The 12495-nt window shown below is 65.8% G+C and carries 12 protein-coding genes; 7 read left to right on the top strand and 5 right to left on the bottom strand.

Going from position 1 to position 12495, the window contains the following annotated elements; all coding sequences use genetic code 11:
- Positions 1-24 precede the first annotated feature (24 nt).
- Genes F6B93_RS12100 through F6B93_RS12090 form a run of 3 tightly spaced genes read left to right on the top strand, consistent with a single transcriptional unit; the run spans position 25 to position 2099 of the window.
- Positions 25-684 carry an Mce protein gene (locus F6B93_RS12100; protein WP_211695316.1) on the top strand — a complete coding sequence of 220 codons (660 nt, stop codon included), beginning with the start codon at positions 25-27 and terminating at the stop codon, positions 682-684.
- Between the two features lie 37 nt (positions 685-721).
- Positions 722-1303 carry a hypothetical protein gene (locus tag F6B93_RS12095; protein ID WP_211695315.1) on the top strand — a complete coding sequence of 194 codons (582 nt, stop codon included), beginning with the start codon at positions 722-724 and terminating at the stop codon, positions 1301-1303.
- A 4-nt stretch (positions 1304-1307) separates the two neighbouring features.
- Positions 1308-2099: a mannan-binding lectin gene (locus tag F6B93_RS12090; protein WP_211695314.1), complete on the top strand. Its 792-nt coding sequence runs from the start codon at positions 1308-1310 to the stop codon at positions 2097-2099.
- A 4-nt stretch (positions 2100-2103) separates the two neighbouring features.
- Here F6B93_RS12090 and F6B93_RS12085 read toward each other — a convergent pair whose 3' ends face one another.
- Entirely contained in the window at positions 2104-4053 is a 1950-nt protein-coding gene (locus F6B93_RS12085; protein WP_246540731.1) for a flavin-containing monooxygenase, read from the bottom strand.
- 223 nt (positions 4054-4276) lie between these two features.
- Between F6B93_RS12085 and F6B93_RS12080 the strand changes: the two genes are divergently transcribed.
- Positions 4277-5362 (top strand): AraC family transcriptional regulator, encoded by a 1086-nt coding sequence (locus tag F6B93_RS12080; RefSeq protein WP_211695313.1) that lies wholly within the window; start codon positions 4277-4279, stop codon positions 5360-5362.
- Between the two features lie 291 nt (positions 5363-5653).
- On the top strand, positions 5654-7045 hold the full coding sequence (locus F6B93_RS12075; protein ID WP_211695312.1) for a multicopper oxidase family protein: 1392 nt from the start codon (positions 5654-5656) through the stop codon (positions 7043-7045).
- Positions 7046-7059: 14 nt separating this feature from the next.
- On the opposite strand, the gene F6B93_RS12070 is transcribed toward F6B93_RS12075, so the two are convergent.
- The gene (locus tag F6B93_RS12070; RefSeq protein WP_246540730.1) at positions 7060-7833 is read right to left on the bottom strand and encodes a DUF2182 domain-containing protein; all 774 of its coding nucleotides are present in this window, start codon (positions 7831-7833) and stop codon (positions 7060-7062) included.
- A 96-nt stretch (positions 7834-7929) separates the two neighbouring features.
- Here F6B93_RS12070 and F6B93_RS12065 point away from each other — a divergent pair, with 96 nt between their 5' ends.
- Entirely contained in the window at positions 7930-8307 is a 378-nt protein-coding gene (locus F6B93_RS12065; RefSeq protein ID WP_211695310.1) for a metal-sensitive transcriptional regulator, read from the top strand.
- Here the strand turns inward: F6B93_RS12065 and F6B93_RS12060 are convergent.
- Genes F6B93_RS12060 through F6B93_RS12050 form a run of 3 tightly spaced genes read right to left on the bottom strand, consistent with a single transcriptional unit; the run spans position 8259 to position 11721 of the window.
- Positions 8259-9305 (bottom strand): alpha/beta hydrolase, encoded by a 1047-nt coding sequence (locus F6B93_RS12060; protein ID WP_211695309.1) that lies wholly within the window; start codon positions 9303-9305, stop codon positions 8259-8261. The two genes, F6B93_RS12065 and F6B93_RS12060, sit on opposite strands and share 49 nt — an antisense overlap.
- Positions 9302-10210 (bottom strand): short-chain dehydrogenase/reductase, encoded by a 909-nt coding sequence (locus tag F6B93_RS12055; RefSeq protein WP_211695308.1) that lies wholly within the window; start codon positions 10208-10210, stop codon positions 9302-9304. Before F6B93_RS12055 ends, F6B93_RS12060 begins: the two co-directional genes overlap by 4 nt.
- Positions 10210-11721 carry a flavin-containing monooxygenase gene (locus F6B93_RS12050; protein ID WP_281426083.1) on the bottom strand — a complete coding sequence of 504 codons (1512 nt, stop codon included), beginning with the start codon at positions 11719-11721 and terminating at the stop codon, positions 10210-10212. The genes F6B93_RS12055 and F6B93_RS12050 overlap by 1 nt, the downstream gene beginning before the upstream one ends.
- 260 nt (positions 11722-11981) lie before the next feature.
- On the opposite strand from F6B93_RS12050, the gene F6B93_RS12045 reads away from it, so the two are divergent.
- Positions 11982-12488, top strand: coding sequence for a hypothetical protein (locus F6B93_RS12045; RefSeq protein ID WP_211695307.1), 507 nt, complete (start codon positions 11982-11984; stop codon positions 12486-12488).
- Positions 12489-12495 lie beyond the last annotated feature (7 nt).

The following is a 12495-nucleotide window of genomic DNA, read 5'->3' as shown; positions in this document are numbered from 1 at the left end:
CGATCGCTGCCTCGAGGAGCCGCCATGTCCAAACGAACCGCATCCGAGAATGTCTTCGACAAGGTCGCCGAGACCGACGCTACCGACGAGTCCGCGCCCGCTGAACAGGATTCGCGTTCTGAGACCGTCGACGAAAGCGTCAGCGAAACTGCCGGCGCAACCGAGGCGGGCACTGACGAAGCCGCCGACGACCGGCCCTCCGGCAAGCCCCGCCGACGGATCGGAGCGGCCGCGGTTGGCCTTGTCGTGGTCACGGCGCTGGCCTCGGCCGGCTTGTTGGGGTGGCGTCTCAAGCAGGCGGACGACACCGGCGCGGCGGGGCGGGCTGCCCTCGACGCGGCGCGCAACTATGCCATCGTATTGACCACTCTCGACACGACCGACATCGACAAGAACTTTCAGCAGGCACTCGACGGTGCCACCGGGGAATTCAAGAACGAGTACAGCCAGGGGTCTTCCCAGCTTCGCCAGATCCTGATCGACAACAACGCATCGGGTACGGGCGTGGTCGTCGACGCGGCGGTGAAGTCGGCGACCAAGACCAAGGTCGACGTGCTGTTGTTCGTCGACCAGTCGGTAACGAACACCCTCAATCCCAGCCCCCGGATCGATCGCAACCGGGTGCGAATGACGATGGAACTCGTCGACAATCGTTGGCTGGCAAGCAAAGTCGAAATCATCTAGCCAGGCGACAGCCAGGAGATAGCCGGGAGATGACGTAGTGACTGACATTCGCGACGATGACGTCGACTCGGACGGGGACGATGGGGAGTCGGTCGCACCCGAAGCCCCAAAAGCCAAGGGCGACAACAATTGGATCCGGCCGCTACTGCGGTGGGCCGGCGCGGTGGTGTTCGTCGCCGTGCTGGCGGTTGCAGGCTTCGAGGGCTGGATGTTGCTGCGGCAGCACCAACGCGACGTCGCGGCTAGTCAAGCGCTCAACGCGGCGCGGGATTTTGCGGTCACCCTCACCAGCGCCGACGCCGCCACCGTGGACCAAGACTTCGCCAACATCCTCGACGGCGCCACCGGAGACTTCAAAGACAAGTACACCGGCGCCAGCGCGCAGCTGCGCAAGGTGCTCATCGACAACAAGGTGACCACCCGCGGCGAGGTCGTCGCTTCGGCAGTCAAGTCTGCCACCGGCAACAAGGTCGAGGTTCTGTTGTTCGTCAAACAGTCGGTGACCAACTCCACGGCGCCGCAGCCGCGGACCGACTTCACCGCGGTCACCATCACCATGGAGCAGGTCGACGGCCGCTGGCTAGCCAGCACGGTCGAACTTCCCGGCGGGGCGGGCTGAGGCCATGAAGTTCGCGGCAGCCCTGGCTGTGGTCGCGACGGCGGCGTCGGTGATGACCGCGCCGGTCGCACACGCATCCGCGGAGCAATTCTGCGGTGAGCTCGCCGCGACCTGGGACGGGACGCGCTGCACGACTTTGGTCACCTCGCCGCGCGACGCGGAGATGTTCATCTCGTTGGACCTGCCGGCGCCCATGCTCGACAACCCCACCTCCGGACCGACCGTGCGCGGCTACTTTCACAAGTTGATCGACGGGTGGCGCAAGACCGGCTCACAGACGCCCCGAGACAGCAGCGCCTACACCGGCTACGAGATCTATCCGGGGCCGGGCGCTGTCCAGACGCTGATCGTCCACGAGACGTTCGAGCCGTTCGGGATTCAGGCCAACAACGCCTTCCGGTCGTTCGTCTTCGATATGGCCCAAGGGCGCCGGCTCCGCATCGCCGACATCTTTCGGCCCGGCGTGGATCCCATGACGGTGATCCCACCGGCCACCGAACCGGTCCTGCCGCCGGCACTGGACGCCGCTCCTCCCCCACACGCGCCCAACACCTATCCCTTCACCGTCGAAGAGTGGGTGCCCGGCCCCAACGGACCGGGCTACACCAGCAGCTATCACACGTTCGGGTTGTCGCCAGACCACCTGATCTTGTACATGCCCGACGAGCCGATGCTCCGCGAGAACCCAAGTCCCCGTGATCGACTCGTCTGGTCTATGGACGGCGGCACGATCCGCATCGAAGTGCCGCTGGCCGCGTTGGCCGGGTCGCTTCGGCCGGAATACGGTGGGAACTAGGGATTCACGACGCCGTGGCTGGTGCCGGCTCGGTATGGAAATCGGCGAGATTGACGCCATCGGTCATGGCCCAATAGTCCACGATCCGCCAGGGCGAGTTGGTCACGACCCGGCCGGCGGCGTTGCGGAAGTAGTTCGACATCCCCGGATGTGTCCAGACCATGCGGTTGTGGGCTTCGTCGACGCGACGCACATAGTCGTCATGCACGTCGGCGCGGCATTCCAGCACACCAAGTCCGCGATCACGCATCGCCACTACGGCATCGGTGATGTAGCGGGCCTGGCATTCGGCGACGAACATGTAGCTGCCGCCACCGGGATTGACGTTGGGGCCGTACATCAGGAACAGATTGGGGAAGTCTGGGACGCTGATGCCCAGGTATGCGGTGGCGTCGTCGGCCCCCCAGCGGTCATGTAACTCCGCGCCCGCCCGGCCACTGATCTGCATCGGGGCCAAGTATCGGCGCACCGCGAACCCGGTGCAGGACACGACGACCTCGGCCGGGTACTCGGCGCCCGAAGCGGTGCGCACACCGGTGCGGGTGAATTCGGCGACAGGCTCGGACACCACGTCGACGTGCGGCCGCCTCAGGGCGCGATACCAGCCGTTGTCCAGCAGGATTCGCTTCCCATACGGCGGATACGCCGGCACCAGGACACGTTCCAGATCAGGACGTCCGGCCAGCTCGGAGTGAATATAGGACGTGAACAGCGCCCGATGCGCGTCGCTGACCGCGTTCACCGCGCGGTCGGGGTGCGGCCACCCAGGGTCGACCCGCAGCGCTTCGTGCACCCGGTCGTTCCACGTCCACGCCAGCCGCAGCCGGTAACACCGGCGATAGTACGGCACATGGTCGAACAACCAGCGAGCCTCGTCAGTCATTGGTTCGAAGTAGTTCTCGGCCGGGGCGACCCAGCCCGGAGATCGCTGGAACACCGTCAACGCGGCGACTCGATCGACGACCGCGGGCACGATCTGCATGGCGCTGGCTCCGCTGCCGACCACCGCGACCCGCCGGTTGCTCAGATCCAGGTCTGCCGGCCAGGACGCCGAATGCACCGCGTCGCCGCCGAACACCTCCCGACCCGGGATATCGGCCGTCCGCTCACCAAACAACCCGACCGCGGTGACCAGCACGTCACCCGCGATGTCGGACTCGGCACCGTCGCGGGTGCGCAGCCGCACGGTCCAGCGCCGGGTGCGTTCGTCGTAGTCGGCGCGCACGGCTTCGGTCCCGAACTGGATGCTGTCGCGAAGGCCGAAGTGGTCGGCCAGGTCGCCCAGGTAGCCCACCAGCTCGTCGCGCTTGGCGAAATACGCCGACCACGTGCGCGGAAAAAACGACAACGAGTACAGGTGGCTCGGGATATCCACCCCGCAGCCCGGGTAGTTGTTGCGCAGCCAGGTGCCCCCGACGTCGTCATTGCGTTCAACGATGACATGCGCAATCCCCGCTTCCCGCAGGAAAACCGCCAGCGTCAACCCCGAGACCCCCGCACCGACGATGACCACCAACGGCCCGGCGCCACGCGTCGGCCGCGGACGCGGGCTCAGCTCCGGGGCAGCGAGTTCGGCGGCAGCCAATCTGCCGTACTCGATCGGGACCTGCTCGCCCATCGACAGGCTCAACATCTGGGCCAAAGTCTCGGCCGACGGATCGGTGACGGCTGCCGGGCCCTCGTTGGCCCACGAGGTGACGGCCTCGGCGACGGCCTCGACGATGTCGGCGCGCACCCCGCCGGGCAGCCCGCCGCTGTCGTTCGGTCCCAGCCCGTAGTTGCGGGTCGGCACGTACGGCGGGCGCAACCATCGATCGTCCCCGGTCAGCAGGTGGAGCACCATGATGAACGTCGGCATATTGCCGGCCGACGCGGCCGCGATCAGGCGAGATCGATCGACCGGTCGGCGATGGCCCACCGGAGTCCCGCCGCACCCGGACGCGAAGCCGCTCACGTGCTGCGCGTCCAGATCCGCGCTCCTGCTTCTTTACTGACCATGTGGCATCCACACTATGTGGCCGGGCAACGTCGGCGTCCCTCCTCGCGTGTCGTGCTCAACGGCCTTGACGTTAGAAGCCCAGACGCGAGTTTCCGCTGACCGAACGTTTCGATCGCTTGACCGAATTGCTCACGCGGTTACGGTAATTTTCGAGTAGCGCCCGAGGAGCTAGGTTCCCGTGACTGAGTACACGATTCCCATCGGTCGAGCACAAGCCTGCATCGCGCTGGCTGCTCGCCAGGGATGGGACATCGGCACGGCTCTGGAGGAAGCGGGAATCTCGCCAGTGCTCGTAACCGAGGGTCGATCTCGCGTTTCGATGGAGCAGTTCGCCGCCTTGATACGAAATCTCTGGCGCACCACCGACGACGAACTCATGGGGCTGGGATCGGCGCCGGTGCCGCGGGGGACGATGCGGCTCATGTCCTACGCTCTGCTCGGGACCCCGGATCTGGGCTCGGTTCTGCAGCGCTACGTCGAACTTGCCAAAGCCGTTCCCGGCTTCCCGCCAATCGTCGTCGCGGTGGGTCCCAAGGAAGTTCGTGTGTCGACCGAGCTGGCCAGGATCGAGCAGGCCGACGAGGTCATCGTGGATGCGTTGTTGGCGGCCGGGCACCGGTTCGCCAGTTGGGCGATCGGCAGACAACTACCCCTTCGGCGCGTTGAGGTGCCCTACCCCCAGCCTGACGAGATCGACGACTACGACGTCGTTTTCGGTGCGCCGGTGGTCTTTTCGGCGCCCACGGCAGCCGTGGTCTTCGCCACGGAGATGCTCGCCTCGCCGTGTATTCGTACCGAAGTCGAGTTGGATGAGTTTCTGCGTCGTGCTCCCGCCGGACTTCTGCTACGGCGCGACCACGGCTCCTCGATGGTCGATCGCGTTCGTCGGATACTCGCCGAAAGAGGTGCCACGGGGCAACGCGCGACAGCTGACGAGATCGCTGCCGGTCTGGCGATGAGCCCGCAAACGCTGCGCCGAAGACTTCGCGATGAACACACGTCCATTCGACAGATCCGTGAGTCCATACTGCTCGATGCCGCGATCGCCAGCCTGGTTCGCGGCGATGAAACCCTTACCGCACTCTCGCGACGGCTGGGTTTCTCCGAGCCCAGCGCCTTTAGCCGGGCGTTTCGGCGATGGACCGGCCGCAGCCCCGGTTCTTACCTGCCGCGGGGCGCCGCACAATCGGGCGAACACAGCCCGAGCGATCCTCAACGGGCGCGCCCTCGCCCTGCCGGGAACAGCTGCAACTCGGAGCAATAGCGAACTGCGGTTGTCTCTGCGGTGACGTTATTGGGCGTGCGTGGCCATGGTCGCCGTAGTCCCGCCGGCGGAGGGTAGCGTTTCCCCAGAAAGCCGGGCACCAGGGTTGGGGGTTTTCCAGTGATCCGCCGTCGCACGTTGCTCCAGGTGGGTGCGGGGACGGCGGCCTCGATGCTTCTTGCGCCCGTCGGTTGTGCGGGCCGTCGACCCGGCCCAGCACCGCTGTCAGCGGGGTGGTACGAGCCAGCGTCGCAGCATTCGCAAGCCGGCGTGCTCCGCACGGAACTGCGGGTGAAATACACCGACCCGAACGCCGTCGAGTTGCTGGGTCACCCCATGCGGCTGCGCAGTTTCAACGGCGCCGTAGTGGGGCCCACCTTGCGAGCGAAGCCGGGTGACACCCTACAGATCGCGCTGGTGAACGCCCTACCGGTGAATCCCGATCCCATGCCGGCCAACATGAACATCCCGCACAACTTCAATACGACGAATCTGCACACCCACGGGCTCCACGTTTCCCCGCAGAAGCCGGCGGACTACGTGCTCTTGGAAGTCCTGCCACAGGGGACCGCACTCCCCCACGATGACCCCGATGCGTACGTGGGTCGCTTCGACTTCACGTTCCAGCTTCCCGACGACCACCCCAGCGGCACCTTCTGGTATCACCCGCATCGGCACGGCGCGACCGCCATGCAGGTGGCCAGCGGGATGGCGGGCGCGCTGATCATCGAGGAGCCCGACGACAATCGGGTCCCCGACGAGTTGCGCAACGTCGCCGAGCGCATTCTGGTTCTCCAAGAGATCCCGTTTGTGCTCGACAACGGGGTTGGCGTCGTCGAAGACTTCGAGGAGCAGCTTGCCAGCAAGGAGGACCGCGCAATCACGGTCAACGGAAAGCACGCACCGACGATTCAGATGCGCCGCGGAGAAGTTCAGCGCTGGCGCATCATCCAGGCGCACTTCGAGCTCGCGATGGGTATCCGATTGCACGATCATGCGCTACACCAGATCGCCGCCGACGGGATCACCATGCCCGCGGTGCGCCCGCTCGACGTGTTGGCAATCTCGCCCGGGGGGCGCGCAGATGTGCTGGTCCAGGCAAACGACACCCCGGGCCGTTATGAGCTGCGCACCGCGCCGTACGACATCCGGCACGAGTTCGAATTCAATGGCGCGCCGCCACCATTGGCCGATAACCAATCAACGGAAATCCGCGAAGGGATCCTCCTGGCCACCGTCGAGGTGGTCGACGAACAACGTCCGATGCCGCTCCCGTCATCCCTTCCGCCACCGAGCGGCCTGCCCGCGATCGAGGGGTCCGCCATCGCCAGGGACCGCCGCTTCCATTTCGAAAAGACAGATAGTGGCTACCAGATCAACGGAAAGCTTTTTGACGTCGACCGCACCGACGAGGTGTTCCACCTCGACGTCAGCGAACGTTGGATCCTCACCGCCGCCAACGGCAGCCACAATTTCCACATCCACCAAACCCCGTTCCGGGTTATGTCCGTCAACGGCAAACCCCTCGCCCGACCGCTATGGCGCGACACCGCGATGGTCCCCGCCGGCGGCGAGGTTGTCTGCGAGGGCCGCTTCGAAGACTTCCCGGGTGTCTTTGTCGTGCACTGCCACCGCCTCAAGCACGAGGACAAAGGCATGATGCAAAAGGTCGAACTGCTCTAAGGGCCGGCCCCTCTTTACACGATGAGGCGGGTGACAAACGTGGGGTGTACGAGCAGCGCAACGCCAAGAACGACGAGTATCGCGGCGGTGACTCGGCGAAGTTGATCGCTAAACGGGGCCACCTTTTCCAGCCAGATCACCACCGTGAGCGCTAGCATCCACGCCAATTGCATGGTGCCAACAGTGATTAACAGCAACATCAGCAGCCAGCAAGAACCGAGACAAGAGATGCCATAGCGGCCGCCGGCAACGAATGTCCCCGCCCGGCTCGCTGTTCGTGACCCACCGGACACGGACATCGGCCAGTGGCAGTGCCGCAGACACGTCGCCTTGAGCGGGCTGAGCTGATGCAGTCCGGCGACGAGCGCCACGGCGCCGGCGACGCGGCCAATCCAGGCAGAGCCATGCACCATCGGGTCTAGGTGGGTCGACGCGACAAAAGCCGGGATGCCCACCACGGTCCACACCGCCAGGTAGCCGACGACGAAGAGCACCGCCGTAAGGGCGTTGCCGGCGGCGGCACGAACATAGTGGCCGACAACCGGTGAGACCGCGGGAAGCATCATCGCGGCCATCATGGCCACCCACGCGAGGAGGAACGCGGCCAACGACATCGTGGATTCGGCGTGCTTCGACATTTCGTCGCCGCCCATGCCGGCGGCGCCGACGACAGACCACCACCAGCCCAAGCCCGCCAAACCCAGCAGCGATGCCGACAACCAAATATCGGTCGGCGCCCTGCTACGTCCTTGGCTGTTGTCCACGTTCGCCGCGCTTTCAGGTGACACCGGGAACACATGTGCGATCGCCAGGGTACACCCCACCCCCAGTGGGGTGGGATATCCTAGGCTTGTTCGACGGTCGATCCGAGTTGTGAGGTAGTGATGGGCGAACACTTGACCGCAAAGAAGCATGCGGCGCTTAATCGGCTCAAGACGGTTCGGGGCCACCTCGACGGAATCATTCGCATGCTGGAATCCGACGCTTACTGCGTGGACGTCATGAAGCAGATCTCAGCGGCACAGTCCTCCCTGGAGCGAGCCAACCGGGTGATGTTGCACAACCACTTGGAGACCTGTTTTTCCTCGGAAGTGCTCGATGGTCGCGGACAAGCGGCCATCGACGAGCTCATTGACGCCGTCAAGTTCACACCGGCGCTGACCGGCCCACAGGCCCAGTTAGGTGGTGCTGCGGTCGGGGAACCTGGTGACAATCACGGTTCTGCGGCCGCGGGCGCATCCGGGTTGTCCGGACCGTCATGAGACGCTGATTCTGACGCTGGTGATCGGGTGCGTTCGTCGACGAATGCAGCGAATTCCCGCAGCGCGCGTCGCGCTTCCGGCAGGATGTCGGCGAACAGCTGAAACACGTGCATCTGGCCGGGGTAGATCTGCAGCTGGCAGGGCACGGCAACGGCAGCGAGCCGTGCCGCGAGCGCTTCCGCGTCGGCGACGAGAATCTCCAGGCCGCCGACTTGGATCAGGGTCGGCGCCAGTCCGGACATGTCGTGGTCGGGGTCGCACAGATCGGTACGAAGCGGGCCGAACCGGACGTGGTGCAGATGACCAATCCAGGCAAGCACGCTGGGGGTGACATAGGGATCTCGTCGTACGTTGCGGTGTCGCGGTCGGTCCGCGGTGAGGTCGACCCACGGCGAGATGACGGCGATCCCTGCCGGTTGCGGAAGATCGAGGGTGCGCGCCGCGGCGGCGACTGCCAGCGCCAGATGCCCGCCGGCCGAGTCACCGGCCACCACGATCTCCGATGGCGGATGTCGACGCAACAGATACCGGTATGCCGCGACACAGTCGGCTACCGAGGCCTGCACCGACACATGTGGCAGCTGCCGATATTCGACGCTGAGCACTGGCGCGCCGCCACACACCGCCGACAGCCGCGAAACGAGCCGACGGTGCGTTTGTGGGCCGCCGACGATGAAGCCGCCGCCGTGGAAGTACAAGATCGCCGGCTTCGAAACGTGAGCCCGTGGCGCGGCGATCCATTCGGCGCCGCATCCGCCGAGGTCGATCCGGTGCATCGACGCGCCCGCCACCGGGGTGCCGAGTGGGACGCGCAGGCGGGTGGCCAGCCGCTCCACAGCGACCACGATGCGCCGGATCCCGGCGGCACGCCGTCCCGGCCGGACACCACTCAGGACCGGCCGAAGCGACCGGCGCACCACCGCCGCCAGTACCGCCGCCGATCGGCCGGGCTCCGGCGGCTCGAACGCCGCTGTGGCGATCTCGTCTGGGCCGCTCACCGTGCGGGCTTCGGCCACGCTGTCGGCGGCACGGCCCTCGGCGTCGTCTGGGCGAGCACCCGCTCGGGCGCCGACGCGGGCAGCCCGTCAATGATCGCCATCCCCCGGCGCAGCCGGGATCTGCCGGTCGTGGCGATGAGCCGATCACACGCTGTGGAGTACAGCAGCGGACGTAGCCACTGCAGAAGCACGGCCCACCGAGGCACATACACGCGGCGGGCGCGCATGCGGATGCCACGCACGAACAGGGCCGCGCACTCGTCGGCCGTCCGGGCTCCGCCCGCGCGACGGATCACACGTACCAGCGTCTTCAACGCCGACGAGCTCGTGGTGAGGTCCCCGACCAGGTCGGTGGTGATCACGGTCGGGTGAGCCGAGCCGACGGCCACCTCGTGGGGGTGCATCTCCAGGCGCAGCGCGTTGGCGAATCCCTCCACGCCGGACTTGCTGGCGCCGTAGGCACTTCCGCCCGGCATCGGCACGATGGAGGCCAGCGACGACACCACCAGCACGTATCCCTTACTCGCGATCACGTGTGGGATCGTCGCGCGCACGGTGCGGAACACACCGGTCAGGTTCACCTCCACGGTGCGCGCCCAAGCGTCGACGTCGGTGGCGGGCACCGTCTGCCAGCTCGCGACGCCGGCGTTGGCGACGACGACATCGAGCCCGCCGAACGCCTGCACCGCTGCCTGTACGGCCGTATCCAGCGACGCGCTGTCGGTCACGTCCGCGGCGAGGCCGAGGTGGCCGGGTCCGAGCTCGGCGGCCGTTTGCGCGACGCGGTCTTGCTCGATGTCCAGCAGCGCCACCCGAGAACCGGCCTCGGCAAGCTTACGGGCGGTGACCGCGCCGATGCCCCGGCCGCCGCCGGTGATCAGCACCCGCTTCCCTGTCAGGTCCATCACTCGGTCGCCACCTTCACCGCGGACGGTTCGGTGTCGACGTGAAAGTCCTCGACGTGGCGGTCCGCCAGCATGCGGGCATGGGCTTGCGGAGTCCACGGCCACACCTCGGGCGACCCGTCGGTTCCCAAATACCAGCTGGCGCAACCGGATGCCCAGACCGTGCCGGGCAACGCGCGGCGAAGCTCCGTGTTGTACTTCGCGGTCGACTCCGCGGTAGGTGCGGCGGTCGAAAACCACCCCTGCCGCCAGGCGCTGATCCACTTCATGATGTGGTCGGACTGGGCCTCGGCGATTGCCACCAGCGAGAAGTTGCCGATCGGGCTGTGCGGGCCCATGAGCATGAAGAAGTTGGGGAATCCCGGCAACGCGATCGTGCGATACGCGCGCGGCCCGTCGCGCCACACCTCGGCCAGCGTGGTGCCATCGGGGCCGATCAGCTCCATGGGGCGCAGGTAGGCGTGCGCGTCGAACCCGGTGGCGAATACCAGGACGTCAGCCTCGTGGAGTCGGCCGTCGGCGGTCACGATTCCGCGCGGTTCGACGTGGGCGATAGCGGTGGTGACCACATCGACGTTGCGGCGTTGCACCGCGCGGTAAAACCCGCCGGACATCACCAGACGCTTGCACCCGGGTTGGTAGTCGGGGGTCAATGTGCGGCGCAGTTCGCGGTTGCGCACGGCATACAGGTGGGCTCGACACAGCGACTCGACGAGCCACCGCTGCCAGCCCGGACTGATCAGTGCCGTAGAGAACAACGCGAAAGCCCGCTTGATCAACGCATATTCGGCGGCCATCAGCCATGGCATCCGTGCACGCAGCCGCTTGGTGAGCGGGTCCGTCGGCCAATTCGGCAGCGGCAGAATCCATTGCGGCGTGCGCTGGAACAGGTCGAGGTGCGCCACCCTGCCTGCAAGCGCTGTGACGAGCTGTGCGCCGGTCGACCCAGTACCAATCACGGCTACCCGCTTGTCCGCCAAGGACACCGTGTCGTTCCAACGGGCGGAGTGAAACTTTGTCCCCGCGAAGTCGTCCAGACCCGGAATATCCGGGAGGACGGGATGATGCAGCACGCCTGTAGCGGTGATCAAGAAGTCAGCCTCTCGCACCGTCCCGGTCGAATCCTGCACTCGCCAAACGCCGTTCACGAATTCCGCGCAGGTCACTTCGACGCCAAGTTGGATGTGCTCGCGCAGACCATGGTCGTCGACCACGGTGCGGATGTAGTTGTGGATCTGCGCGCCCGACGACAACCAGTGCGACCAGTCCGGGTTGGGGTGAAACGAGTATTGGTAGAAGGCCGAGGGCACATCGCAGCGCAACCCGGGGTAGCGATTATCTCGCCAGGTGCCACCAACATCGGTGGCCTTCTCGAGCACCGTGAAGGTCGGTACTCCGGCATGCTTGAGCTTGGCGGCCAAGCAAATACCCGACATCCCGGCACCCACGACGACGATCCTGGGATTCCTGTGGCGGACACCGCCGGTATCCGCCGTTGAGGCTATAGCCACGACCTCCCCTTTCTCGCTTTCGCTTGGCACGAAAAGGCGCGGTTCGACGGTACGAATCGTGGCCCGGGTGGTTCCATGACCGCCGCAGCCAACAACGTGACCAAATCGATCAGCTCACTTCCGGTGTCAGCTCAGCCGCGACCCGGCGACCCGCTCATATGACTACGATGGTTTCACCGTGCTCAACAGGGTCAAGGAGGGCCGACGTCACCCCCTCCAACACGCACAGAAGGTCAGTTAGTTGCGAAAGAGCATCAGCCGTGGTCACCGCCGAGCACGTCGGACGCTATAAACAAGACGGGTTCTACTGGGCGCATGCGGCCGACGCCGTTGCCATCACCCCCAAGAATGCGTGGGCAGCCCTAGAGCGCTTGCTCACCGATACCCTGCGCCGGGTGCCTACGATCTCGAACAGGCCGATTGAGGTGCTCCGAACCGGCACAGGTGGAAGCCTCCTCGGCGTGGGTGCACAGCTACGAACCCGGGCGAAAGTCTTGGCCGTGATCGGTGTTCCGATGCGGCTGACTGTCATTGCGGTGCAGCCCGGACGCTACGTCAGGATCGCGGTCAACAAGAACTTCGCTGACATCGACTTTCGTATCGACGCCGACAACGACGAATGCGTATTGACGTATCGGCAAGGCTTTCAGCAGGGGACCCTGCTGGGCTGGATTGGGGCAAACCTCACCTTCGGTATTCGCGAAGTCCCGGAGACTGCGGCCATTCTCAATACCTGGGTCCAGACCGCTACCGCTACTCACGGCTAGTACCAGC

Origin of the sequence: Mycobacterium spongiae, assembly GCF_018278905.1 — a bacterium.
GTDB lineage: Bacteria > Actinomycetota > Actinomycetes > Mycobacteriales > Mycobacteriaceae > Mycobacterium > Mycobacterium spongiae.
Note: the sequence above shows the minus strand (reverse complement) of the source record. Positions and strands in the feature narration are given on the sequence as shown.